At 69.4% G+C, this 24597-nt stretch carries 18 protein-coding genes and 1 pseudogene; 13 read left to right on the plus strand and 6 right to left on the minus strand.

Annotated elements, in window-relative coordinates; all coding sequences use genetic code 11:
• Nucleotides 1–33: 33 nt before the first annotated feature.
• A complete protein-coding gene (locus ACE11G_RS02170) occupies nucleotides 34–366 on the minus strand; it encodes a hypothetical protein (RefSeq protein ID WP_039867294.1) in 333 nt (110 codons plus the stop codon).
• Nucleotides 367–407: 41 nt separating this feature from the next.
• On the opposite strand from ACE11G_RS02170, the gene ACE11G_RS02175 reads away from it, so the two are divergent.
• The gene (locus ACE11G_RS02175) at nucleotides 408–2432 is read left to right on the plus strand and encodes a LuxR C-terminal-related transcriptional regulator (RefSeq protein WP_375003523.1); all 2025 of its coding nucleotides are present in this window, start codon (nucleotides 408–410) and stop codon (nucleotides 2430–2432) included.
• A 157-nt stretch (nucleotides 2433–2589) separates the two neighbouring features.
• Nucleotides 2590–2997, plus strand: a complete 408-nt coding sequence (locus tag ACE11G_RS02180; protein ID WP_006896099.1) for a hypothetical protein — start codon at nucleotides 2590–2592, stop codon at nucleotides 2995–2997.
• 13 nt (nucleotides 2998–3010) lie between these two features.
• Here ACE11G_RS02180 and ACE11G_RS02185 read toward each other — a convergent pair whose 3' ends face one another.
• Both ACE11G_RS02185 and ACE11G_RS02190 read right to left on the minus strand, forming a co-directional pair.
• On the minus strand, nucleotides 3011–3661 hold the full coding sequence (locus ACE11G_RS02185) for an NAD(P)H-binding protein (RefSeq protein WP_006896100.1): 651 nt from the start codon (nucleotides 3659–3661) through the stop codon (nucleotides 3011–3013).
• Between the two features lie 87 nt (nucleotides 3662–3748).
• The gene (locus ACE11G_RS02190) at nucleotides 3749–4996 is read right to left on the minus strand and encodes a Glu/Leu/Phe/Val dehydrogenase dimerization domain-containing protein (RefSeq protein WP_375003526.1); all 1248 of its coding nucleotides are present in this window, start codon (nucleotides 4994–4996) and stop codon (nucleotides 3749–3751) included.
• A gap of 135 nt (nucleotides 4997–5131) precedes the next feature.
• Between ACE11G_RS02190 and ACE11G_RS02195 the strand changes: the two genes are divergently transcribed.
• Nucleotides 5132–6064: a LysR substrate-binding domain-containing protein gene (locus ACE11G_RS02195; RefSeq protein WP_062366518.1), complete on the plus strand. Its 933-nt coding sequence runs from the start codon at nucleotides 5132–5134 to the stop codon at nucleotides 6062–6064.
• Here ACE11G_RS02195 and ACE11G_RS02200 read toward each other — a convergent pair.
• Complete coding sequence (locus tag ACE11G_RS02200; RefSeq protein WP_222111082.1) at nucleotides 6046–7020, minus strand: D-2-hydroxyacid dehydrogenase; 975 nt, start codon at nucleotides 7018–7020, stop codon at nucleotides 6046–6048. The genes ACE11G_RS02195 and ACE11G_RS02200 overlap by 19 nt on opposite strands.
• A 77-nt stretch (nucleotides 7021–7097) precedes the next feature.
• Between ACE11G_RS02200 and ACE11G_RS02205 the strand changes: the two genes are divergently transcribed.
• Genes ACE11G_RS02205 through ACE11G_RS02215 form a run of 3 tightly spaced genes read left to right on the plus strand, consistent with a single transcriptional unit; the run spans nucleotide 7098 to nucleotide 12807 of the window.
• A complete protein-coding gene (locus ACE11G_RS02205; RefSeq protein WP_222111081.1) occupies nucleotides 7098–8384 on the plus strand; it encodes an aspartate aminotransferase family protein in 1287 nt (428 codons plus the stop codon).
• A gap of 4 nt (nucleotides 8385–8388) precedes the next feature.
• A complete protein-coding gene (locus ACE11G_RS02210; RefSeq protein WP_375003529.1) occupies nucleotides 8389–11310 on the plus strand; it encodes an FAD-binding and (Fe-S)-binding domain-containing protein in 2922 nt (973 codons plus the stop codon).
• A 24-nt stretch (nucleotides 11311–11334) separates the two neighbouring features.
• Nucleotides 11335–12807, plus strand: coding sequence for an NAD-dependent succinate-semialdehyde dehydrogenase (locus tag ACE11G_RS02215; protein WP_222111079.1), 1473 nt, complete (start codon nucleotides 11335–11337; stop codon nucleotides 12805–12807).
• Between the two features lie 5 nt (nucleotides 12808–12812).
• Here the strand turns inward: ACE11G_RS02215 and ACE11G_RS02220 are convergent, their stop codons facing one another.
• Together ACE11G_RS02220 and ACE11G_RS02225 are read right to left on the minus strand one after the other, a co-directional pair.
• The gene (locus ACE11G_RS02220; protein ID WP_375003531.1) at nucleotides 12813–13517 is read right to left on the minus strand and encodes a GntR family transcriptional regulator; all 705 of its coding nucleotides are present in this window, start codon (nucleotides 13515–13517) and stop codon (nucleotides 12813–12815) included.
• 14 nt (nucleotides 13518–13531) lie between these two features.
• Nucleotides 13532–15004, minus strand: a complete 1473-nt coding sequence (locus ACE11G_RS02225) for an amidase (RefSeq protein ID WP_375003533.1) — start codon at nucleotides 15002–15004, stop codon at nucleotides 13532–13534.
• A gap of 106 nt (nucleotides 15005–15110) precedes the next feature.
• Here ACE11G_RS02225 and ACE11G_RS02230 point away from each other — a divergent pair, with 106 nt between their 5' ends.
• The 7 genes and pseudogenes from ACE11G_RS02230 to clpB all read left to right on the plus strand — a co-directional run bounded on the left by ACE11G_RS02230 (nucleotide 15111) and on the right by clpB (nucleotide 24549).
• Nucleotides 15111–16508 carry a TrkH family potassium uptake protein gene (locus ACE11G_RS02230; protein WP_375004080.1) on the plus strand — a complete coding sequence of 466 codons (1398 nt, stop codon included), beginning with the start codon at nucleotides 15111–15113 and terminating at the stop codon, nucleotides 16506–16508.
• Between the two features lie 31 nt (nucleotides 16509–16539).
• On the plus strand, nucleotides 16540–17181 hold the full coding sequence (locus tag ACE11G_RS02235) for a TrkA family potassium uptake protein (protein WP_006896111.1): 642 nt from the start codon (nucleotides 16540–16542) through the stop codon (nucleotides 17179–17181).
• Between the two features lie 432 nt (nucleotides 17182–17613).
• Nucleotides 17614–18255 (plus strand): hypothetical protein, encoded by a 642-nt coding sequence (locus ACE11G_RS02240; protein ID WP_006896112.1) that lies wholly within the window; start codon nucleotides 17614–17616, stop codon nucleotides 18253–18255.
• A 733-nt stretch (nucleotides 18256–18988) separates the two neighbouring features.
• Nucleotides 18989–20227, plus strand: a complete 1239-nt coding sequence (locus tag ACE11G_RS02245; protein ID WP_231650258.1) for a sensor histidine kinase — start codon at nucleotides 18989–18991, stop codon at nucleotides 20225–20227.
• A pseudogene (locus tag ACE11G_RS02250) lies at nucleotides 20224–20904 on the plus strand (response regulator). Before ACE11G_RS02245 ends, ACE11G_RS02250 begins: the two are co-directional and overlap by 4 nt.
• 120 nt (nucleotides 20905–21024) lie before the next feature.
• The gene (locus tag ACE11G_RS02255; protein WP_045538761.1) at nucleotides 21025–21735 is read left to right on the plus strand and encodes a hypothetical protein; all 711 of its coding nucleotides are present in this window, start codon (nucleotides 21025–21027) and stop codon (nucleotides 21733–21735) included.
• 261 nt (nucleotides 21736–21996) lie between these two features.
• Nucleotides 21997–24549 (plus strand): ATP-dependent chaperone ClpB, encoded by a 2553-nt coding sequence (gene clpB, locus ACE11G_RS02260; protein ID WP_006896116.1) that lies wholly within the window; start codon nucleotides 21997–21999, stop codon nucleotides 24547–24549.
• Nucleotides 24550–24597 lie beyond the last annotated feature (48 nt).

Below are 24597 nucleotides of genomic sequence, written 5' to 3' on the forward strand. Positions count from 1 at the left end.
CGTCGTCCGCAATGCGTTGCCGCGCCGCACCGTCTACGCACTGCTCGACGAGTACCGGTCGACGCCGGTCACCGTGGTCTGGGCCCCGGCCGGGTACGGCAAGACGACCGCGGTCGCCGGATGGCTCACCGACCGCCGGCATCCGGCGGCCTGGGCCGATCTCGCCCGTGTCGGCGCCGACCCGGCCGCGCTCTGGTCGGCGGTGGTCACCGCCGTGGCCGAGATGGGCATCGGTGATCCCCGTGCGCTCGCCGCGATGATCGACTTCTCCGCGTGCTCGCCGGCGGAGGTGCCCGCGCGGCTGGCGTCGTGCCTGGCCGACTCCGGGCCCCTGCTGCTGGTGCTCGACGACCTGCACTCGGTCACCGGGCCGCGCGCACGAGCAGTTGCTGGAACTGGTGGACCGGATGCCCGACAGCGTGCGCATCGTCGCGGTGACGCGCCACGATCCGCCGTGGCCACTGCACCGCATGCGGGTGGAATCGGTGCTGAGCGAGGTCCGCGTCGACGAGATCCGGTTCGGTGTTCACGAGGCGGCGGCGCTGCTGGCGGATGCGTCGGTGACCGTCGGTCCGGACGACGTGGAGCGGCTGGTCGAGCGAACCGGAGGCTGGGCCGCCGGTCTGCGCCTCGCGGCCATCGGTCTGGCTTCGGCGGCCGATCCGCACGCGTACGCCACCGAGTTCTCCGGACGGGACGGATACGTCGCCGACTATCTGATGCGAGAGGTATTCCTCGGCGCACCGCTGCAATGGCGCTACTTCCTCACCAGGGTCTGCGTCGCCGACGAAGTGTGTCCGGAACTGGCCGCTGCTCTCGGCGGAGGTGAAGACAGCGGTGAGCGGCTGGCCGAACTCGCCGGTCTCAACATGTTCGTCCACGAGAGCGCAAACGCCCCCGGCTGGTACCGGCTGCACCCGCTCCTGCTCGATCTGCTCCGTTCCCGGATCACCGACCGGCGCGATCTGGCCACTTCGCATCGGGTGGCCGCGCACTGGTTTCGTGAACAAGGCATGCCCAGACGGGCGCTGGAGCATGCGATCGAGGCGAACGAGTGGGAGGCGGCCTCCGAACTCGTCGGCACCCACATCATCGCGTGGGCGATGGCGCGCCCGCCGGACTGGCTGTCGGCGACGTTGAGCCGAGTTCCGCGGGACGCGGTTCTCACTCATCCCGGGTTGGCGATCGGGGTGGCGACGGCCGAGGCCATGACGGGCCGGACCGCCGACCTGGACGAGTTGGCAGCGGCGGCGCACGGTCGCGTCTGCCGCCTCGAGGGCCGCAGGCGTCGCCGGTACGAGTTCCTGTTGGAATTGGTCGAGTTGGGATTGCGGCCGTGGATCGACGATCCGGCGGGGTTGCGGGCACGCTGCGATCGACTGCACCGGAACCCAGAGGCGCTGGCGACTTCCGGACTGGCGGACTGGGACGTGATTCGGACGGCGCTGGTCGGCAACCTCGGAGCCTGTGAGCTCTGGTCGGGGGATCGTGTGGCGGGCCGAGCCGATCTCGCCGACGTGCTGCGGTATGAGGGCGGCCCGCGGATTCTGCTTCCCGTTCTCAACGCCCGCGCGAACCTCGCGCTTCTCGAGTGGCAGGACGGAGACTTGTCGCCGGCTGAAACTCACGCCCGCCGCGCGGTCGCAGATGCCGACGAGCTCGGCAGTCCTCTCGCCGTCCAGGCCGGGGCCGCACATCTGGCGCTTGCGGGCATCGCGCTCGACCGGGATGACCTCGACGATGCGGCGACGTGGCTCGATTCGGCGTCCACATCGGTCCACAGCCCCCACGCGACCGTGGTGCTGGTGGTCCTCCAGGCGCGGCTGATGATGGCGCGACGAGCCGTCGCCGAGGCGCTCCGGTTCGCCGACGAGGCACTTCGCGCGGCGTCGGTCCCGGGCGTTCCGGACTCGTTGGTGACCGTAGCGATCGGCACCCATGCGGTGCTGAGTCGGAACCGCCACCGCAGACGTGTCGGCATCCGCTTCGCGGGCGACGCGGACTCGATCCGGGGAATGGTGGCCGAGTGCCTCGACGTCGCGGCGAACAGCGGCGGAGGGTCGAGCAGGGATCAGCGACTGCGGGCCCTCGACCGAGCCCTGGGCATCGCCGCCGGTCATCGGCTTCGCCGGCCGTTCCTCGAACGAGGAGTCCACTTGCGCGAACTGCTGTCCGACCGGGTCGCCGGCGGCACGGAGCACAGCGGCTTCGCACTCGACCTTCTCAATCGGATTCCGGTCCGTACCGGCGGGCTCGTCGACGAGGCGGGCCGGCTGGTTCCGCGGCTGAGCGCCCGCGAGATGGATGTCCTCCGGCATCTGCTCGGTGCCACGACCACCGCCGAGATCGCCGATCGGCTGTTCATCTCGGTGAATACCGTCAAGACGCATCAGCGCGCGATCTACCAGAAGCTCGGGGCGCGGCCGTCGTGACGCGATAACGCGGGCGCGGGAGCTGAGGCTGATCTGACCGGGACCGAGCACGCCGGATTCTCCCGTGCCGTCGGAATCACTCGCAAAGGGTGTTGTGCGAGGGATGGCCGAGCGCGATGATGGGGGCGTAGACGATCAACACGATGGGAGTTCTCTCATGTCCGTTCCCGATCAACGCGAATCGCATCCGGTACGGCAGGGCCTCGCAGGCGGAGCCACGTTCGCCGCTGCGATCCTGCTCTTCGTCGCCGGTCTTCTCGGTCTGTTCCAGGGTATTTCGGCGGTCGTCAACGACGACCTGATCGTCGTCGGCCCGCAGTACGTTTACCAGTTCGACACCACCGCGTGGGGCTGGATCCACATCGTGGTGGGCGTCCTCGCGATGATCATCGCGATCGGCATGTTCACCGGTGCGGTGTGGGCGCGCGTCGCGGCCATCGTCATCGCATCGCTGTCGATCATCGCCAATTTCCTCTGGCTGCCGTACTACCCCTGGTGGTCCATCTTGCTCATCGCCCTCGACCTGGTCGTCATCTGGGCGGTCGCCACCTGGAAGTCCGCTTGATCGGCGGTAGGTGTCAGCGCACCGCTTGATCGACGGGTACGTCGCCGTCGGTGAACGCGATGTCCTTTCCTGTCGTCGACGGTGTCGCGAGGACCGCGGCGGCGACCAGTGCGACGTTCGCCCGCGACGTACCGGGATTGTCGGGTGAGCGCGTCGCGCCCGGGTCGATCGCGCCGGTCGGTTCGTCGAGCGTCAGCCGGCCGGGCATCAGAATTGTCCAGTCGAGGTCAGCCGAGCGCAGAGCCGTGTCAGCAGCGGCTTTGGCCTCGGCGTACGGGAAGAACGAGTCGCTCTCGGGCACGCCGTGATCGGGGCCGGCGCCGAGGTAGGAGACCATCACGAAGCGCCGAACACCCGCGGACTGCGCGGCGTGCATCGTGGCGATTGCCGCATCGCGGTCGACGGCGTACGTGCGTGCCGGGTCGCCGCCGCCCGCGCCCGCGCTGAAGACCACGGCGTCGGTGCCCGTCAACGCCTCGGCGATCTGACCCTCAGTCGAGTTCTCGATGTCGAGGATCAGTGCCCGTGCGCCCGTCGCCTCGACGTCTGCGGCATGGTCCGCGTTGCGGATGATCGACGTGACCGCGTCGCCACGCGCGATGAGCAGGGGAGCCAGGAGTAGGGCGATCTTTCCGTGACCGCCGATGATCGCGATGTGAGCCATGCACTCGACCGTACGCGTGCGTTACGCTCGCCGCCGGGTCGCGCGGCGTCGGGCGTCACCCCGCCGACGCGCCTACGCGGAGTCGGGCTACGGAACCACCAGCGGCTCCGCGGAGCGCGAGCGCGCGGAGACGTCGGCGGCCCAGCGGATGGGGCCGGCGGACGGTGTCCACCCGGTCAGCAATGACGAGACCTTCGCATCCATCCGGGTGCGCAACCGGTCGAACGAGTCGCGGTAGTCCTCGCCCACCTGGCCGAGCAGCAGCCACCACGCCCAGGCGACGGCGCCGGCGTTGGCGATGAAGTCGGGGATCACGGCGATACCGCGGGCGGTGAGATCCAGTTCGGCGTCGGCGGTGGTCGGAGCGTTCGCGGCTTCCACCACGATCCGTGCTCCGACGTCGCCGCAGCCCGTGCCGGTGATCGCGTACGACACGGCCGCGGGGACCAGGATGTCGCACGCGGTCGCCAGAACGGCCTCGCGAGGCAGGCGCATCACCCGCGACGGCACCGCGGTCCGATCGATCTCGCCGTACTCATCCCGTGCGTCGAGCAGCCCGGGGACGTCGAGCCCGTCCGGGTCATAGAGCGTCCCCGCGGCATCGGCCAAGGCCACCACGCGCGCACCGGCTTCGTGCAGATAGAACGCGGCGCCGCCGCCCATCGTCCCGGCGCCCTGGACCGCGATCGTCGTCTCCGGCACCGCCCAGCCGCGAACCCCGGCCGCGGCCAGAGCGGCCTGCGCGACGCCGTAGCCACCGATCACGTCGCCGAGGCGTCCTCCGGGCGCGTAGGCGTTGAGACCGGCGAAGACGCGGTCGGCGGTCGCGCGCGGGTCCGGCGACCGCTCGATCGCCGCGTGATACGACTGCCGCATTCCGAGACGGGCGAAGACGGTGTCGATCCGCTCCTGCGACACTCCGAGATCCTCGGCGGTGACCCAATGGCCGTCAAGGAAGGGGCGCATCGCCTCGCAGTAGCGGGTGAGCACATCGACGGCCCGCGGATCCTTGGGATCGAAATCGATGCCGCCCTTCGCGCCGCCGACGGGCAGGTCGAAGGCCGCCGTCTTGTTCGACATTCCGCGTGCCAGATCGGCCACCTCGTCGACGGTGCAACCCGCGCGCATGCGAGTTCCGCCGGTCGCCATCCCGTGCACCAGAGTGTCGATCACGAGGTAGCCCACGGCGCCGGTCTCGTCGTCGACCCATTCGATGCGCAGATACGGCGGTCGACGCCCGCCGGAGCCGGGCGCGGGCAGGACGGTCTCGCGCAGAACGCCCTCGGTCGGGGGCAGACCGCCTGCGGCAGCCGGGTCGGTCGGGGTGAGCGTCATGGCCGGTCCCTCCTCACGGTCGATCTCGCGGGTGCGTACATCCGCCGTCGTCCTCATCATCGGATTCCGGATGCGCCCGGGTCCATGTGGAATTTGTGAAGACGACCGTTCAGCTTTACCGATTAGGCTCGATGCATGGAGGTCTCGCTGCACCGCCTGAAACTGCTTCGGGAGCTTCGGTACCGCGGCACGGTCACCGCGGTGGCCGACGCCCTCCACTATTCGGCGTCCGCAGTGTCCCAACAGCTTTCGCTCCTGGAGCGGGAGGCGGAGACTCCGTTGTTCGAACGGCACGGACGCCGCATCTCACTCACCGAGGCCGGCATGGTGCTCGCCGATCACTCCGAGTCGATCCTCGACGCGGTCGAGAGCGCGGGCAACGCGATCGAATCACTGCGCGGTGCCTCGTCCGCCACGCTCCGCGCCGGCGTGTGGGCGTCGGTGGCGACGGGGCTCCTGCCGACCGGACTGGCGATTCTCGAACGGCGAGCGCCGGGAGTCTCGGTGCGGTCGGTGGAACTGGCGCCCGAGGCGGGTTCCGATGCGGTGCGCGACGGTTCGCTCGACCTCTCGTTCGTCATCGACTACTCGAACTACGCGATGCCGCGGATCCGCACCCTGGAACGGCAGACGATCGCGGTGGAGCGGATGTACGTCGCGGCGCCCGCGGGTGCCGCCGGTCCCGACCCGATCGATCTCGCGGGACTGGCTGCCGACGCATGGATCCTCTCCGACTCGCGTTCGCACTTCGGGCGCGCGGTGCGCCTGGCATGCCGAGAGGCCGGATTCGAACCGGATGTGCGGCACGTCGTCGGCGAGCAGTCGACCGCGCTGGCGCTCGTCGCCGCCGGTCAAGGTGTGACGCTGGTGTCCGACCTCGGTGGGATGACACCGCCGCCGGGCGCGGAGCTGACGCCGCTGGCCGGGAGATTCGAGCGCAACCTGTCGATCGCGTACCGCACCAGGGACTCGGATCGATCGTCGCTGCAGGCGTTCATCGACGCGATGGCCGAGGCCGCGGTGGAAGTGGGACTCCGGGCTCCGGGCGGTCAGCGGCCGGGAACGTAACCGCGTTCCTTGTCGACGGCGGGCCCGGGATCGCGCCCTGCGGCATAGTCGGTCAGCATGCCGAGGAACTGGTCGGAGAGCGTGCCGCGCCAGCCGATCACGTCGCCCGACATGTGCGGGCTGATGTGTGCGCCGGGCAGCGTCCACAGCGGGTCACCGGCGGGAAGCGGCTCGGTGTCGAAAACGTCGAGATGCGCCGAGAGCCGTCCGGCCGCGATCTCAGCGGTGAGCGCGGACTGATCCACCAGGGCGCCTCGCCCGACGTTGACGACGTGCGCGCCGTCGGGCAGCGCCGCCAACTGCCCGGCGCCGAGCATCCCCCGAGTCGTCTCCGTCAGGGGCGCGACCATCACCAGATGGTCCACGTCGGTGAGGTGGGCGGCGAGGTCGGCCGAGTCGACGACCACGCCGAAGTCGGGATCGTCCTCGCGGGGCCGTCGGCCGGCACCGCGCACCTGCAGCCCCCCTCGCCGCAGCAGCCGGGCCGTGGCTCGCCCGATGCCCCCGGTTCCGACCACCAGCGCACGGCGGCCGGCGACGCGCCGGGTCTCCCGGTGCACCCACCGCCCCTCGCGCCTGAACTCCTCGGTCTCATGGAGGAGCTTGTCGTGCGCCAGAATGCAGGCCAGCACATATTCGGCGATCGGCTCGTCGAAGACGCCGCGCGCATTGGTCACCCGTACGGACGACGACCGAAGTCCGTCGAACAGGATCGCGTCCACGCCGGCCGCGGCCACGTGCACCCATCGCAGCGCGTCCGCCGCGTGCCAGGCGCGCGACAGGGCGTCGGAGAAGATGTCCCAGACCAGCAGGACGTCGGCGCCGGGTAGCGCGTCGGCGAGGGTGCCGTCCGTCGCGGTGCGGATCTCGGCGATCCGGGCCATCGCGTCGAGGTCGGCAGGCGGCTCGACTCCGTCGGCGGTGAGCAGGACGACGATGGGTCTGCGGTCGGACATGGTTCCACCGTAACGGTCGCCAGATTGTTGACAATCCTACCGTTGACAGTCGATGTGCGGAGGGACACACTGACCACATGAGCAGCGCGTCCCTGTCTCCGGTTCTGAAGCAGGCGACTCCGGTCGTCGTCGACCACGCGTCCGGATCGTGGATACACGGCACGGACGGCCGCCGCTATCTCGACTTCACCACGGGGATCGGTGTCACCAGCACCGGTCACTGTCATCCCGACGTGGTGGCCGCCGCGCAGGAGCAGTGCGCCAAGATCATCCACGCGCAGTACACGACGGTGATGCACCAACCGCTGTTGCGGCTCACCGAGAAGCTCGGCGAACATCTGCCGGACGGGATCGACTCGGTTTTCTACGCCAACTCCGGGTCGGAGGCGGTCGAGGCCGCGGTCCGGCTGGCGCGGATGGCGACGCGGCGTCAGTACATCGTCACGGTGCAGCGCGGATTCCACGGCCGCACCGTGGCCGCCGCCTCGCTCACCTCGGCGGGCACCAAGTTCTCGGCCGGGTTCGGACCGCTGATGGCCGGTGTCGCGACCACCCCGTTCCCCGACGCCCTGCGGCTGGGACTGTCGGAGGACGAGGCCATCGACTACGCGCTCAAGGAGTTCGACTACCTCCTCGGCACTCGGATTCATCCCGACGAACTGGCCGCGGTTCTGATCGAACCCGTCCTCGGCGACGGCGGATACCTCGCGGTCCCGCCCGTATACCTCGCCGGCCTGCGCGAGCGGACCCGACGGCACGGCGCGCTGCTGGTGCTCGACGAGGTGCAGGCGGGCGTCGGTCGCACCGGACGATTCTGGGGGCATCAGCACACCGACGGGCTGGTGCCCGACGTCATCATCACCGCCAAGGGCATCGCCTCGGGGTTTCCGATCTCGGCGATCGCGGCGCCCAAGGCGATCATGGCGAAGGCCTGGCCGGGGTCGCAGGGCGGGACCTACGGCGGCAACGCGGTCGCCGCCGCCGCCGGCGTGGCCACGCTCGAGGTGATCGAACGGGAAGGGCTGGTGGAGAATGCGCGCGTACGCGGCGCGCAATTGCTCGACGGCCTGCGCGCAGGGCTCGACGGCGTCGATGAGATCTGCGACATCCGCGGAACCGGACTGATGCTGGCCGTCGAATTCGGCGATCCGACGGCCAATGCGGGGAGCCCGGACTCGGCCGAGGCGGTGCGGCTGGCGGGCGCCGTGCAGCGGGCGTGCATCGACGAGGACCTGCTGACCCTCACCTGCGGACCCATCGGGGCCATCGTCCGGATCATCCCGCCGCTGACCGTCACCGCAGACGAGGTCGCCACCGGCACGGAGAGATTCATTCGCGCCGTGGAGCGTGTAGTGGGAGGCTGATCTCATGACAGTCCCCGCCGCGCTGATCGATGCACTCCGCGCGGAAGGACTGGCCCCGGAGTCCTCTCCGCGGCGTATCGCCGAGTACTCCTACGACGCCTCCAACTACCGCGTGGTGCCCGCGGCGGTGCTCTTCCCCCGGTCGGAGGGAGAGGTGTCCGCGGCGCTCACCGTCTGTCACCGTCTCGGAGTGCCGGTGACCGCCCGCGGAGGCGGCACCTCGATGTCGGGCAACTCGATCGGTGACGGACTGGTCATCGATCTCTCGCGCCACATGAACCGGGTGCTCCGCGTGGACGAGGAAGCGGGTACGGCCACGGCACAGGCCGGGGTGGTGCTCACCGCGCTGCGGGCAGCGGTGCACGCGTCCACCGGCGATCGCCTGACCTTCGCCCCGGACCCGTCGAGCCAGACCCGTGCCTGCCTCGGCGGGGCTGTCGGCAACGACGCCTGCGGCAACCACTCGGTGCGCTACGGCCGCACCGCCGATCACGTCGTCGAACTCGCCCTGGTCACCGCCGACGGACTGCGGGTCACCGCCACTCGCAACGGAATCAGGGCCACCGATCCCGCCGACACCCAGGCCGCGGCGCGCGCCGAACACCTCGAGTCGGAGTTGCGCGCGCTGGCCGCCGACCACCTCGCCGCCATCAGGACCGAGCTGGGACGCATTCCGCGGCAGGTGTCCGGCTATCACCTCAGGCATCTGCTTCCCGAGGGGGGCTTCGACGTCGCCCGTGCGCTGGTCGGCAGCGAGGGAACGTGCGGCGTCATCACCTCGGTCACGGTCGCGCTGGTGCCGCGGCCGGCGACCACCTCGCTGATCGTGGCCGGATACGCCGACATCGTCGACGCGGCGCGCGACGTGCCGTTGCTGCTGCGTCACGAACCCACCGCCGTCGAAGGGGTCGACGAGGTGATCGTGGAGACGATGCGCCGCCGGCGCGGCGCCGACGCGGTGGCCGATCTGCCCTCCGGGCACGCATGGCTGTTCATCGAGACCGACCGCGGTGCCGACGCGGCCGATGAACTGGTGCACGAGCTGCGGACCGCCGGACACACGGTCGACGTCCGCCAGGTGCACGATCCCGCGGAGCGCGCCGACCTGTGGCGCGTACGCGAGGACGGCGCCGGACTCAGCTCGCGGCTCACCGATCCCGCGACGGGCGAGACCATCTCCACCTGGCCCGGCTGGGAGGACGCCGCCGTGCGGCCGGACCTGCTGGCCGACTACCTCGCCGACTTCCGCGACCTGCTCGGCCGGCACGGTCTCACCGGCGTCATGTACGGCCACTTCGGCGCCGGATGCATGCACATCCGAATCGACTTCGATCTGCGGACCTCGCAGGGGCGCACCGTGTTCCGCGAGTTCTGCACCGATGCCGCGCACCTCGTGGTGCGCTACGAGGGCTCGCTCTCCGGGGAGCACGGCGACGGACGCGCGCGGTCGGAGCTGCTGCCGATCATGTACTCCGACGAGATGCTGACGGTCTTCGACCGCTTCGCGTCGATCTGGGACCCTCGGGGCCTGCTCGCGCCGGGCGGACTCCGGGCCACCCGGCCGATCGACGCCGACCTCGCGCTGGCCGACGTCGACCCGCATCCCGCCCAGTCGTGCATCGGCATCGGACGGTGCCGGACCCACTCGGGCGGAGTGATGTGTCCGTCCTACCGGGCCACCGGCGACGAGAAGGACTCCACGCGCGGCCGCGCGAGGGTGCTGCAGGAACTGGTCCGGGGCGGTGCCGCCGCGGACTGGGACTCACCGATGGTCGCCGAATCGTTGGAGTTGTGTCTGGCGTGCAAGGCGTGCTCGTCCGACTGCCCGACGGGTGTGGACATGGCGGCGATGAAGTCCGAGGCGCTGCACCGCAGATATGCCCGACGGCTGCGGCCGCGGGCGCACTACACGCTCGGTCTGCTGCCCACGTGGCTGCGGTTCACCCCGTACGCCGCCGGACCGCTGAACCGGCTGCTGGCCTCGCGGGCCGGCCGCGCCGGTGCGCGGCTGGGCGGTCTGGCGCAGGGCCGGGTGCTGCCGCAGTTCGCGTCCGCAGCGCGGCTGCGCGCCGAACTCGGACGCGCTCCGGACAGTGTCGGCGCGCCCGGACCGGCCGAGGTGGTGCTGTTCCTCGACTCGTTCACCCGGGGGCTGCGTCCGGAGGTGGCCGGTGCGGCTGTCCGGGTGCTCGGCGGCGTCCACTCCGCGGTCGCCTGCAGCGAGCACCACTGCTGCGGGCTCACTCAGATCACCACCGGTCGGCTCGACGCCGCCCGCAGGACATTGCGGCGCACGGCTCGGCATCTCGACGCCCTCGACCCGGAGGCGCCGATCGTCGTCGTGGAGCCGAGCTGCGCCGCGGCGCTGCGCGAGGATCTGCCGCGACTGCTCTCGGAGGAGACGGTGGGTGCGGCCGATGCGGAGCGGGCACGCCGCGTGGCGGCGCGCGTACGATCGGTGGCGGTGCACCTGGGGCGCCTCGCCGAGCAAGGGCGTGCGCCACAGTGGCCGGACGGACCACCCGAGGCGGTGGTGCTTCAGACTCACTGCCACGAATACGCGACCTTCGGAAACCGGGTCCAGCGTGCGACGCTCACCGCACTCGGCGTCGGCAGCATCGTCGAAGCGGCCGGGTGTTGCGGTGTGGCAGGCGATTTCGGTTTCACCGCCGGTCATGAGGAGGTGTCGGACGCGGTGGCTGAGCAAGCGCTGGCGCCCGCACTGCGGCGTCATCCCGACACTCCGGTGCTCACCGACGGCTTCTCGTGCGCCACCGCGATCCGTCGCCTCGCCGTCACCGATCCGGCCGCCGGCGGAGCCACGGGCGCCGACCGGCGAGGACGGCATCTGCTGGAACTGCTCGACCCGGACCCACTCGAATCGCACTCCGCCGACCCCGCGGCCGGCGGGGGAGGACCCCGATAGCTCAACCATCACAGGAGGTATGTCATGACCCGTTCCGTCGCCGACATCATCGCCGGTCTAGGCACCGGCATCCACATCGACGGACGCTGGCGCCAGGCGTCTTCCGGCAGCACGTTCGACGTCGAGAACCCGGCCACCGGAGAGGTGCTGGCGACGCTCGCCGACGGTGGCGAGAGCGATGCGGTCGCGGCGATCGACTCGGCGGCGGCACACCAGCGCGAGTGGGCGGCGACCCCCGCGCGCGAGCGGTCGGAGATCCTGCGGAGAGCGTACGAACTCCTCACCGAACGGGCCGACGAGGTCGCGGCGGTGATGACCGCGGAGATGGGCAAACCGCTGGCCGAGTCCCGCGGCGAGGTGGCGTACGGCGCCGAATTCTTCCGCTGGTTCGCCGAGGAGGCCGTGCGGATCCGCGGCGATGCGCGGCGCAGTCCCGACGGCAAGTCGCGGATCATCGTCACCCAGGAACCGGTGGGGCCGTGCATCCTGATCACGCCGTGGAACTTTCCGCTCGCGATGGTCGCGAGGAAGATCGGGCCGGCCATCGCCGCCGGTTGCACGATGGTCTACAAGCCGGCCAGCCTCACCCCGCTGACCTCCCTGTACGTCACCGATCTGCTGCGCGAGGCGGGGCTGCCCGACGGAGTCCTGTCGGTGGTCTGCACCTCGTCGGCCGGCTCGGTCGTCGAGCCGTGGATCGATTCGGGCAAGGCGCGCAAGCTGTCGTTCACCGGCTCCACCGGCGTCGGCAAGTCGCTGCTCGAACAATGCGCCCGCGGAGTGCTGCGGACGTCGATGGAACTGGGCGGCAATGCCCCGTTCATCGTCTGCGAGGACGCCGATCTCGACGTCGCGATCGAGGCGGTCCTCGCGGCCAAGATGCGGAACATGGGCGAGGCGTGCACGGCCGCCAACCGGATCCTGGTGCACCGTTCGGTGATCGGAGACTTCGCCGGGCGGCTGACTACCCGGATGTCGGAGCTGACGGTCGGAGACGGGGCGGTCGACGGCACCGATGTGGGTCCGTTGGTGAACCGCGCCGCCGTCGACAAGGTCGACGATCTGGTGCGCGACGCCGTCTCCCGCGGTGCGGAGGTACTGTGCGGCGGCGAGCGGCCCGAGGGTCGCGGATGGTTCTACCCGCCGACGGTCCTGACCGGCGTCGCGTCCGACGCCGAGATGGTGCGCACGGAGATCTTCGGGCCGGTGGCCGCGTTGGTGCCGTTCGACTCCGACGACGAGGCCGTCGAACTCGCGAACAACACGGAGTTCGGTCTCGTCTCCTATGTGATGACCGAGTCCGCGGATCGCGGCTTCTCCATCGCCGAGCGACTGGAGACCGGGATGGTGGGATTCAACACCGGGCTGGTCTCGAATCCCGCGGCACCGTTCGGCGGCGTGAAGCAATCGGGTCTCGGCCGGGAGGGCGGATTCTCCGGCATCGACGAGTTCTTGGAGACCAAGTACGTGGCGATGCCGGTGCGGAACGCGACCTAGGCCCGCTACGGCAGGTGGCCGGCGGCCGGTTCGGCTGTGCCGCCGGTCAACCGGGCCAGCCCGTCGCGCATGTGCGCTTCCAGGACGGCGACCGCACGAGTCCGGTCGCCGGCGCGAACGGCGTCGGCGATCTCGCGGTGCTCCGACACCCGGTCCGAGCCCGGAGCGTATGTCGGCGCCATGGCCCGAAGACACATGCTCGTCTCGACGATCACCGTCTCGTGCACCCGCGAGAGCCGGTCGCTCTCGGCGGACTCCACGAGAGCGCGGTGGAACTCCAGATCGGCGGCCATCATCGCAGGGGAGTCGCGTCTCGTCGCAGCCGCCGACATCCGCGCGACCACGGCGTCGAGACGGTCGGCGCATGACGGCCCCGTTCCGGCCGCGAGGATCCGCTCCACCGCGGCGCGTTCGATCGTCGTACGCAGCAGGTACATGTCGGCGACGGCGTCGGCGGTCAGTTCGGGAACGAACAGGCCCCGATTGCGGCGCGAGATCAGGAGTCCCTCCTGGGTGAGCCGCTGCATCGCCTCGCGCAACGGTCCCCGGCTGACTCCGAGTTGCTTCGCAAGCGTGGCCTCGCCGAGTTGGGCGCCGGGAGGGAACTCTCCGGCGGAGATCGCCCGGCGCAGGGCGCGGGCGATGATCGCGGGCGTCGATTCCTGGACGACGGGCTCCAGCGAACTCGGCGGACGGTCGCTTCTCGTCATCACGCTTTCCGTCTTCACGCTTCTTCGGAGCACGCGTGGATCCGCGGTCGCGGTACGCGGTCGGCGACTGCCGCCTGCAACGCGGCTCCCGCCCGCATCACCAGCAGATCGGCGAAGCGCGGTCCGATGAGCTGAGCGCCGACCGGAAGGCCGCTGTCGGTGACGCCGCAGGGCACCGACAGCGCGGGTTGCTGAGTCATGTTGAAAAGGTAGGTGTACGGCGTCCACGAGGTCCAGTCGTCGTCGGACCATCCCGGAGGAACGTCGCTCCCGGCCGGGAACGCCGGGATCGGAGTGGTGGGAGTCAGCAGCAGGTGGTAGTCGCGGTGCAGTGCGCCGAGTTGGACCCCGAGTGCCATCCGCACCGCCACCGCGTCGAGGTAGTGCTGCGCGGTGAACTCCGAATGCCGGTGCAGGGCCGCGCGAAGGGAGGGGTCGATCCGGTCGGACACATCGTCGCCGAACGGCTTCAGAACGGCCGCTGCTCCGGCGAACCAGAGGACGTGGAAGGCATCGGCCGGGTCGGCGAGTTCCAGCGTCACTTCCTCGACCCGCGCGCCGAGGCTCTCGAGCGTCCGTGCCGCGGCGCTCACCTCTCGCTCGACGTCTCGATGGTTGGTGCCGAAGCCGAGGTCGCGGCTGTACGCGATCCGCAGGCCGGAAAGCGGGCGGTCGACGCGGGTGCCCTCGAGCACGGCCGCGAGAAATCCCCCGGGCTCGGGGGCCGTCGCCCGTGCCGGCACCGCGGACCAGTCGCGGTAGTCCGGCCGGACCAGCGCATCCATGTACGCGGCGGCGTCCGTGACAGTTCGGGTCATCGGACCGGCGTGCGCGAGGGTCCCGAACGGGCTGGACGGGTACATCGGCACCACGCCGTAGGTGGGTTTCAGCGCGACCGTTCCAGTGAAGGAGGCGGGGATCCGGACCGACCCACCGCCGTCGGTGCCGACCGACAGCGGGCCGAGTCCGGCGGCGACGGCGGCCGCCGACCCGCCGCTGGATCCACCGGGAGTCAGTGCCGGGTCGTAGGGGTTCCGCGTGATCCCGGTGAGCGGAGAATCGGTCACCGCTTTCCACGCGAACTCGGGTGTGGTGGTCTTACCGAGGACCACGCAGCCGGCATCGCGCGTCGCGGCCACGGCGGGGGCGTCGTCGGTCGGAGGGGCGGCCGCCTGCCCGTCCGCCAGCAGTCGCGAGCAGCGGAGTGTCGGGTGGTCCGCGGTGAGGAAGATGTCCTTGATCGTCACGGGTACGCCGTCGAGCGGGCCGAGCGGATCGCCGTGCCGGTAGCGTTGCTCGGCGGCGCGCGCCGCGGCACGGGCTCCCTCGGGATCCACCAGGCAGAAGGCGTTCAGCGCGGGGTCGAGGCGGGTGATCGCAGCAAGAGCTTCTTCGGTCGCCTCCACCGGCGAGAGGGTGCCGGCGCGATAGGCCTCGGTCAGCTCCAATGCGGTGAGTGCGCAGGTGCTCGCGTGCGGTGTGCTCATGACATCGACCGTCTCTCTCGATCGCGGTCTGTTGATTGTCGACAATCCTACGCAGGCGAGTCGGTTCGTCAAGGGTCTCCGGCCTGTGCGGGGTAGTCTTCTGAAAATGCTGCCCGCCGCGGGCCGGCGACGCCCGGCGCTACGACCTGCACTACGACCTGCACGTCTGATCCTGATCGGCTTCGTTCTCGTCATCGTCGCCGGAACCGTGCTGCTGACGCTTCCGACGTCGTCGGCCGACGGACGGGGCACGGGCCTGGTGGCGGCGTTGTTCACCGCGACGTCGGCGACCTGTGTCACCGGGCTCTCGGTCGTCGACACCGCCGAGCACTGGTCGGGCTTCGGCCAGGTGGTCATCCTGGTGTTGATTCAGGTGGGCGGACTCGGGGTGATGTCGCTGGCGACGATCTTCGGTCTGCTCATCGCACGGAGGGTGCGGCTGCAGACACAGATGGCGGCGCAGCGGGAATCGAAGTCCACGGTGTTCGGCGACGGCCGGCGGGTGATTCTCGGGGTGATCGGCACCACGGTGGTGATCGAGGCCGTGGTCGCGGCGATTCTCGCGGTCCGGTTCGCGACCGGCTACGGCGAGTCGACGGGGCGTGCCGCCTACCTCGGCGTCTTCCATGCGGTCTCGGCGTTCAACAACGCCGGGTTCGCCCTCTTCAGCGACAACCTCGTCGGCTTCGTCGGCGATCCGTGGATCATCGTGCCCGTTTCGGCGGCGCTGATTCTCGGCGGACTCGGTTTCCCCGTGCTCTTCGAGCTGGCGCGCGAGATGCGCCGCGCCGGACTGAGGCTGCGGGGTGTGGGCCGCGCCGCCCGGCTGCGGCTGTCGTTGCACACCCGGATGACACTGGTCACCTACGCGGCGCTGGCCGTGGTCGGCGTGGTGGCGCTGACCGCCACGGAGTGGACCAATCCGGCCACGCTGGGCCATCTGGGACTCTCCGACAAGCTGCTCGCCGGCATGTTCTCCGGAGTCTCGCCGCGCACGGCCGGATTCAACAGCGTCGACGTCGGCTCGATGAAGTCGAGCTCGCTGCTGGTGACCGACGTCCTGATGTTCATCGGCGGCGGCAGTGCGGGTACCGCGGGCGGCATCAAGGTCACCACCTTCGCGATCCTCGGCTACGTGATCTTGAGCGAGATCCGGGGTGAGCCGAGCGTACATGCGATGAGGCGGCGGATCGGGCCGGACGTCCAGCGGCAGGCGATCACCGTCGCGCTCCTCGGCGTCGGCGCGGTCGTCGCCGCCACGCTCGCGCTGATGTACCTCACCGACTACACCCTCGATACGGTGCTGATCGAGACGGTGTCGGCGTTCGCCACCGTCGGACTGTCGACGGGGATCACGCCGGATCTTCCCGGCGCGGCGCAATTGTTTCTGGTCGGGTTGATGCTGCTCGGCCGCCTCGGTCCGATTACGCTGGGATCGGCTCTCGCGCTGCGGGAGAAGGCCCGCAGATTCGAACGACCCGAGGAGCGCCCGATCGTTGGCTAGGTTCAGAAGGACTCGCGACGACGAGCGGCGCGTGGCCGTCATCGGTCTCGGCCGGTTCGGGGCGTCGCTGGCGATCGAGCTCGTGAATCAGGGCGTCGAGGTGCTCGCGATGGACAGCGATCCGGCCCTCGTGCAGCGATACTCCGACGACCTGCCGAACGCCGCGGTGATCGATTCGACGGATCCACAGGCGCTGCGCCAGTTGGGCGTCGAGACGTTCGATCACGTGATCGTCTGCATCGGGGCCGACCTCGAGGCCAGTGTCCTGACCACGTCGGTGCTCGCCGATCTGGAGGTTCCCGACATCTGGGCGAAGGCCTTGTCGCGTCAGCACGGGAGCATCCTCACTCGCGTCGGCGCCCATCACGTCGTGCTGCCGGAGCACGAGATGGGCGAGCGAGTGGCGCATCTCGTCATCGATCGGCGGCTGCTCGACTACGCGGAGTTCGACCACGAGTTCGCGATGGGGAAGTCGTCGGTACCGCACGACCTCGTCGGTCTCGATCTCAAGTCGAGCCGAGTGCGGAGCACCTACGGCGTCACCATCGTCGCGATCAAGAAGGGTGACGGCGCGTTCGAGTTCGCCGGCGTCGACACCGTGGTTCATGAGGACGATGTGTTGATCGTCGCGGGTCCGAGGCGGGCCGTGGAGCGGTTCGCGGACAACAAGTGAGCCCAGAGCTCGAAATTCGCCGATTTCTCCCATAACTCCTGGTCGGGCCGGGTATTCACGGCGAACGCCGACAACTGTCCAGATAACGGTTTTGTAACGAAAATCCGTCATTCTGTGATGGATCTGACACGAGGGCGCAGCGTGATTAACGCGTTCGGTTGACAACTGATCGGACGACCTCCCCGATAGAGAAAAGAGTAGAAAATGGCAGACGGCCCGCTTCGCCTCGAAATCGACTTCTTGACCCCGATCCTGGACGCTCTCGGTTCCAGCGGCGGCAGCAGCGGTGGAGACACCCCGGCGACGCCGTAGTTCGAGACGACGTAGCTCGATTCGACGAGAGGTCGCTTCGCTCATTGCGAAGCGGCCTCTCGGCTTTCTTCCGGCACCCGGTGCGGTCGAGCACCGGATCGCAGCGATGGGACCGCATGAATGACCGAGATCGTCACCCTTGATGACACCGACCTGACCGAGGCCGTGCGGCTCGCCGCCCACGGGATCCGGGAGATTCCGCTCTACCAGTGGTTGCTGGGCGAGCACGTCGGCGATTCGGACAAGCGGGAGTGGCTCGCTCGCCTGCTCCTTCGTCCGTTGCTGAGAGTCGGGTGTGTCACGGGCGCCCGCAGCGACGGGCGGCTGGTCGGAGTACTCGTCTGGCAGCCGCACGACGTCGATCTGTCGCCAGACGGTGAGCCGCCGCTCACTCCCGCGGACGTCGAGGTGGCGGCACGTACACCGGGTCTGCGCGAGAGGTTGGCCGAGCTCTGGACACAGCCGCCGCTGTGGTCGCCGGTCGAGGACGCGGTCAACTGCACCCTCACCACGGTCGAACCCGGGGGACGCGGCGGTCGCACGCTCATCGACATGATGCGGGTCGTCGAGCGATACTGCGCCGAGCGCGACAGGCCTTTTTACGCCTGGACCGGCTCGCCGGAATTGCGGGACTGGTTCGTGGCGGGTTGGGCGGCCGAGCCCTTCGCGACCACCGATTGGCACGGTAGGACGATGTACGGAGTCCTGTCCGGTCGTCCCCCGGTTCCCGCGGCGGTGCCCCGTGAACGCGACGCGGTGTGACCGGTACGGACCGCACCGTCGTCTGCCGGCAGCAGGATCACGTCCAGCAGCAACGCGGCGGACGCCATCAGGAGTGCTGCGTCCAGGTAGTGGCACGCCATCGCGCCGATGTAACCGGGTCCGCCCCAGGCGTTGACCGTGAAGTTCGGGTCGAGCCCGCCGATGACCTGGACGCCGGCGCGGTATACGCAGAACACGAGCAGTGCGGTGGGCGGGAGGGCGGCCGCGAGGCGCCAACGGCTCTGCCCCGCGGCTGAGGCTCTGAGCGTGCGTCGGACACGAAGAGCCGCCCGTCGTCCGAGAGGCAGCAGGACCGCCGGTCTGCGGCGACCCGTGCGACGGCGATGGATGCCGACGGCCATCGCGAGAGCGGCCGCGAGCCCGGCCAGTACCGCGTGTTGCCACCACGCCGATGTACCGGCCTGATGCTGCTCGTGGACGGGCGAGCGCCCGGCGTAGAGGAGTGCACCGTGAATCAGTCCCGCCACGAAAGCGGAACCGAACAGGGCTGCCGACAGCGACGAGATGTGGGAACGACTGCTGCAGGGACGTGAAGTGGAAATGGTCATGACTCAACGGTGCCGCCGGCGGTCTCGGCTGTCGTCGGCTTACGAGCCGGTTTCTCGGCGGTACTCCGAGACGATCCGCTAGCCGGGGTGGTACCGGGGGAGGACGTCAGGCGAGGACTCCGGAATGACGCGGCCGGAGTCTCATCCTTTCTAGATTGAGAGACATGGCAGATCCCGTGCATCCGTCGACAGTGCCGTCGGCGCGACCGCCGTGGCACGTTCGAATCGAGAACCGGTTGGGCGCCGGCGGATTCGCGATGCTGGTGGATCTGACGATCGCAATCACGTGCTTCGCGCTGTTCACCGGGCCACTGCTGCTCGGGGTGGTCGACCGTCACGGGTCTCCGGCCGCGCAAGCCGCGTTCGGGGCGCTGGCCGCGGCTCCGCTGATACTTCGACGGCGACGCCCCGTCGCGGTTCTGTGCGTGATCACCGCGGTGTCGGTGGCCGCGATGCTGTTACGCGTGCAGTTCACGCCGTTCGTATCCGATGCCGGGCTTGTGTTCCCGATCGCCGTCTACACGGTTGCGGACCGCTGCGCGCGTCGGCTGTCGGCGGTGGTCACTGCGGGCGCGGTGTTGGTCGTCTCGCTCGGCGGAGCGGTCGCCTTCTCGCTGCACCCCGAGATCGAGCAGGACGCGGTTCACCTGCTTCTCGCCGTCCCGGCCTGGATCATCGGCGACGCGACGCGGAGCCGACGGAAGTTCCAGGCTCGGGTGCGGGAACAGGAACGGCTGTCGGCGCTGGAGCGGCAGCGTCGATTGCGAGCCGAGGACCATCTCCGCCTCTCGCGCGAGGTCCACGATGTCGTCTCGCACGGGCTGAGCATGATCGTCGTCCGTGCCGGGATCGGCCGAGTGGTCTTCGACGAGCAGCCCGAGGAGGCACGTCGCGCACTCGCGACCATCGAGACTGCGGGCCGCTCGGCACTGTCCGATCTCCGCGGACTGTTGCGCGAGATCCGCGAAACTGCGCCGGACGACGCGGCTGCGGCCCCCGGGTTGGCCGACCTCACCGCGCTCGCGGCGCAGATCAGCGACGATGGGGTGGTCTCGGTGAGTGTCGTCGAGGACGGACCGCCGAGGTCGTATCCGCCCGCGGTGGAACTCTCCGGATATCGAATCGTTCAGGAGGCCGTCACGAACGCCGTCAAGCATGCTCCGGGCGCCGCGGTGACCGTCCGGCTCACCCACCGTCCGGACCACCTGTTGCTGACCGTGTCCGACGACGGCGGACACGGGGTGCCGTCCGATCCGGTCGGTGCCGGGCTCGGCCTCGCCGGAATCGGTGAGCGCGTCGAACTCCTCGGCGGGGACGTCGTCGCCGGTCCAGATCCGGACGGTGGATTCACTGTCCGGGCACGACTGCCCGTGCGGGTGACGGACGCGGCGGGCGCGCCGTGAACGATCCCGCGGACACGACCACCGTGCTGGTGGTGGACGACGAACAGCTCGTGCGCGCCGGATTCCGGCTGCTGATCGACTCGGCGTCCGACCTGACCGCTGTCGGTGAAGCCGGGGACGGAGGCGAGGCGGTCCGCGCCGCCCGCCGGCTTGCGCCCGACGTGGTGGTGATGGACATCCGGATGCCCGGCATCGACGGAATCGAGGCCACCCGTCTGATCGTCGCGGACGACGCCGCGGCCCGAGTGCTGATCGTCACCACGTTCGACGACGACGAATACGTCTTCGCCGCGCTCCGCGGCGGGGCCAGTGGGTTCCTGCTCAAAGACACGCCGCCGGAGCAGATGCTGGAAGCGATTCGCACCGTCGCCCGCGGTGATGCGTTGCTCTCGCCGTCGATCACCAGGCGACTCATCACCGAGCTCGGGCGTTCGCCGGAGCGGCCGGCGGTGCGCAGCGGTGAACTCGACCGTCTCACCGACCGCGAGCGGGACGTGTTCGAACTGGTCGCCGCAGGACTGTCCAATGGTGAGATCGCCGACCGCCTGCACCTGGGGATCACCACTGTCAAGACTCATATCTGACGACTGCTCACGAAGCTCGATGCCCGCGACCGCGTGCACTTGGTCATCTGCGCGTATGAGAACGGCGTCGTCGCGGCGCAGCGCGAACGGTAGAGGTCGGCGTTGCCGCATTCGACTGCATAGTTTAGCCTTGCCTAAATTGTGTCGCGCGGTGGTGCGCGATCGGACAGCCGGGCAGACGGTCGTCCAGGGGCGATCAGGAGTGCAGGAAGAATGAGTCGGAGAACAGGTCAGTCGGGTACCGGTGTCAATTCGCCGACGGTGATCGCCGCGGCCGGTCTGGCTGCCGTGATCTCGTCCCTGATCGTCGTGGTCGGCGTGGTCGCCATGATGCTCAGCGGTGCCGCTCCCACGACTGCTGCGCAATCGCCTGCCACCGTGGTGAGTCTCGGTGACACCCAGCAGGCCCCTGCGGTCCAGGGCGGAACGCAGACCCCGGCGGCCACGGCCGACGCGTCGGCGTCGGTCGCCGAAGACGCGCCGGCGACCGACGAGCCCGGACTCGCACCCGGAGCCCCCGTCGTCGCCACCAGGCAGCAGGCGCCGACGACCGCTCAGTCGCAGGGATCCGGTCCCACTCCGCCGACGCTCGCCGAGTTCAACAGCCAGTTGACGACGCTGTCCGGCAATTCGTCGTCCGCTCAGAAGGCGAAGCTCCTCGAGGGCGGTTCCCGCGCGGTCGGTCCCATCTCGAAAGTGCTGTACCTGGTGAAGCAGTATTCGTACACCGGCTTCCGGTACCAGGTGGTGGGCCCGTTGACGCAGAACGGCACCACGGCGAACGCCCGACTGCAGATGACCCTTCCGGGGTCGGGCTCGCGCTATATCCCGCTGCGGTGGGTGTGGAAGGACAGCGCATGGAAGCTGTCCGACAAGTCGGTGTGCGACATCTCCGCGTACGCACAGATGCCGTGCAGCTTGTGACGGTGTGACGCGGCTGGAAGCGCGATGCGTGCTCCGGACGAAACGTTCGTCGAAGCGCGGCGTCGAAGACTCGTCGACGTCGGACGACAGTTGCAGGTGGGGCTACATTCGACCTGTGTCCTGTATCACTGACAACCCCTGGGGTTTAGTGGAATGGACTCAACTTTCAGATAGTTGAACTACTCGAGAGGCAAACCTGAGCCTCGTAGACTTAGGTTCGGCAGTGCCGAACCGGACAGCTCAACAGAAAGGCGAATGTCAGTGGACAGCTTCACCCCCACCACCAAGACACAGGCTGCACTGCAGGCTGCCGTCCAAGACGCGGCCGCGGCGGGCAACCCCGACGTGCGGCCGGCCCACATCCTCGTCGCACTCCTCGAGCAGACCGACGGCATCGCATCGCCGCTGCTCAAGGCGGTCGGCGTCGACCCCGTGCGGATCCGGAACGAGGCCAAGACCCTCGTCGACCGGGCTCCGACCGTGTCGAGTGCGAGCGCGCAGCCGCAGCTGAGCCGCGAGTCCATCGCGGCGATCACCGCTGCGCAGAAGCTGGCCACCGAACTCTCCGACGAGTACGTCTCGACCGAACATTTGATGGTCGGACTGGCCACCGGTGAGTCGGAGACTGCACGACTGCTGGCCGGCGCAGGCGCCACGCCGGAGGCACTGCGTGACGCGTTCGTGTCCGTCCGGGGCACAGCGCGCGTCACCAGCGAGAACCCGGAAGCGACGTACCAGTCGCTGGAGAAGTACTCCACCGACCTCACCAAGCGCGCTCGCGAAGGCGAGCTCGACCCGGTGATCGGCCGCGATTCCGAGATCCGCCGCGTGGTCCAGGTGCTCTCGCGCCGTACCAAGAACAACCCGGTGCTCATCGGCGAGCCGGGCGTCGGCAAGACCGCCATCGTGGAGGGTCTGGCCCAGCGCGTGGTGGCCGGCGATGTCCCGGAGTCGTTGCGCGGCAAGACCGTCATCTCGCTCGACCTCGGTTCGATGGTCGCGGGCGCCAAGTACCGCGGCGAGTTCGAGGAGCGGCTGAAGGCGGTCCTCGACGAGATCAAGGCGTCGGACGGACAGATCATCACGTTCATCGACGAGTTGCACACCATCGTCGGTGCCGGTGCGACCGGTGAGTCCGCGATGGACGCGGGCAACATGATCAAGCCGATGCTCGCCCGCGGTGAGCTGCGGCTGGTCGGTGCCACCACGCTCGAGGAGTACCGCAAGTACATCGAGAAGGACGCGGCCCTCGAACGCCGGTTCCAGCAGGTGTACGTCGGTGAGCCGTCGGTGGAGGACACCATCGGCATCCTTCGCGGACTCAAGGACCGGTACGAGGTGCATCACGGCGTGCGCATCACCGACTCGGCTCTGGTGGCTGCCGCGACGCTCTCCGACCGCTACATCACGTCGCGGTTCCTGCCCGACAAGGCGATCGACCTGGTCGACGAGGCCGCGTCACGGTTGCGGATGGAGATCGACTCGCGTCCGGTCGAGATCGACGAGGTGGAGCGCATCGTCCGGCGCCTGGAAGTGGAGGAGGTCGCCTTGGAGAAGGAGACCGACGCCGCGTCCAAGGAACGACTCGAGGCATTGCGCCGCGAGCTGGCCGATCACCGCGAGAAGCTCAACGAGCTGTCGGCCCGTTGGCAGTCGGAAAAGACCGCCATCGACGCCGTCCGCGATGTGAAGGAGGAACTGGAGCGTCTGCGCGGCGAGGCCGAGCGGGCCGAGCGCGACGGTGATCTCGGGAGGGCCGCCGAGCTCCGGTACGGCCGGATCCCCGGCCTCGAGAAGGAGTTGGAGGCCGCGATCGAGAAGAGCGGCACCGATCCCGACGAGGACGTGATGCTGCAGGAGGAAGTCGGTCCCGACCAGGTCGCCGAGGTGGTCTCGGCGTGGACGGGCGTGCCCGCGGGCAAGATGCTCGAGGGTGAGACGGCCAAGCTGCTGCGCATGGAGGACGAGCTGGGCAAGCGAGTCATCGGTCAGCTCGAGGCGGTCAAGGCCGTCTCCGACGCGGTCCGACGCGCTCGCGCGGGCGTCGCCGATCCCAACCGTCCGCTGGGCTCGTTCCTGTTCCTCGGTCCCACCGGAACCGGCAAGACCGAGCTGGCGAAGGCCCTGGCCGAGTTCATGTTCGACGACGAACGAGCGATCGTCCGGATCGACATGAGCGAGTACGGCGAGAAGCACAGCGTCGCGCGGCTCGTCGGTGCGCCTCCCGGGTACGTGGGGTACGAAGCCGGTGGCCAGCTGACCGAGGCGGTGCGTCGTCGTCCGTACTCGGTGGTCCTGTTCGACGAGGTCGAGAAGGCTCACCCGGACGTCTTCGACGTGCTGCTGCAGGTGCTCGACGAGGGGCGGTTGACCGACGGTCAGGGACGCACGGTGGACTTCCGCAACACCATCCTCATCCTGACGTCCAACCTGGGCGCCGGCGGTGACAAGGATCAGGTGATGGCGGCCGTCCGCGCGGCGTTCAAGCCGGAGTTCATCAACAGGCTCGACGATGTGGTCATCTTCGACTCTCTCTCGCCCGAGCAGTTGGTCCGGATCGTCGACATCCAGCTCGACAACCTGGCCAAGCGTCTGCACCAGCGTCGTCTCGAACTGGAGGTGACGCCGAAGGCCAAGGAATGGCTGGCCGAACGCGGATTCGATCCGCTCTACGGTGCGCGTCCGCTGCGTCGCCTGGTGCAGCAGGCCATCGGCGACCAGCTCGCGAAGGCGTTGCTGGCCGGCAGGGTACGCGACGGCGACACCGTCCCGGTGGACGTCAGCGGCGACGGTGAGACCCTCGTGGTCGGCTGAGCCGAGCCTCGTTGAATCTCATCGGTTGAGTTCCGCCGGTTGAGCGGT

Origin of the sequence: Gordonia sp. PS3 (assembly GCF_041950545.1) — a bacterium.
GTDB lineage: Bacteria > Actinomycetota > Actinomycetes > Mycobacteriales > Mycobacteriaceae > Gordonia > Gordonia sihwensis.

Bases quoted from the DNA above. Each gene is read 5' to 3' on its own strand.
- ACE11G_RS02245 (WP_231650258.1), top strand. From the start codon at position 18,989: ATGGCAGATCCCGTGCATCCGTCGACAGTGCCGTCGGCGCGACCGCCG.
- ACE11G_RS02230 (WP_375004080.1), top strand. From the start codon at position 15,111: ATGCTGCCCGCCGCGGGCCGGCGACGCCCGGCGCTACGACCTGCACTA.
- ACE11G_RS02225 (WP_375003533.1), bottom strand. From the start codon at position 15,004: ATGAGCACACCGCACGCGAGCACCTGCGCACTCACCGCATTGGAGCTG.
- ACE11G_RS02200 (WP_222111082.1), bottom strand. From the start codon at position 7,020: ATGTCCGACCGCAGACCCATCGTCGTCCTGCTCACCGCCGACGGAGTC.
- ACE11G_RS02195 (WP_062366518.1), top strand. From the start codon at position 5,132: ATGGAGGTCTCGCTGCACCGCCTGAAACTGCTTCGGGAGCTTCGGTAC.
- ACE11G_RS02180 (WP_006896099.1), top strand. From the start codon at position 2,590: ATGTCCGTTCCCGATCAACGCGAATCGCATCCGGTACGGCAGGGCCTC.
- ACE11G_RS02205 (WP_222111081.1), top strand. From the start codon at position 7,098: ATGAGCAGCGCGTCCCTGTCTCCGGTTCTGAAGCAGGCGACTCCGGTC.
- ACE11G_RS02215 (WP_222111079.1), top strand. From the start codon at position 11,335: ATGACCCGTTCCGTCGCCGACATCATCGCCGGTCTAGGCACCGGCATC.
- ACE11G_RS02190 (WP_375003526.1), bottom strand. From the start codon at position 4,996: ATGACGCTCACCCCGACCGACCCGGCTGCCGCAGGCGGTCTGCCCCCG.
- ACE11G_RS02240 (WP_006896112.1), top strand. From the start codon at position 17,614: ATGACCGAGATCGTCACCCTTGATGACACCGACCTGACCGAGGCCGTG.
- ACE11G_RS02210 (WP_375003529.1), top strand. From the start codon at position 8,389: ATGACAGTCCCCGCCGCGCTGATCGATGCACTCCGCGCGGAAGGACTG.
- ACE11G_RS02185 (WP_006896100.1), bottom strand. From the start codon at position 3,661: ATGGCTCACATCGCGATCATCGGCGGTCACGGAAAGATCGCCCTACTC.
- ACE11G_RS02175 (WP_375003523.1), top strand. From the start codon at position 408: ATGCCCGACAGCGTGCGCATCGTCGCGGTGACGCGCCACGATCCGCCG.
- ACE11G_RS02255 (WP_045538761.1), top strand. From the start codon at position 21,025: ATGAGTCGGAGAACAGGTCAGTCGGGTACCGGTGTCAATTCGCCGACG.
- ACE11G_RS02220 (WP_375003531.1), bottom strand. From the start codon at position 13,517: ATGACGAGAAGCGACCGTCCGCCGAGTTCGCTGGAGCCCGTCGTCCAG.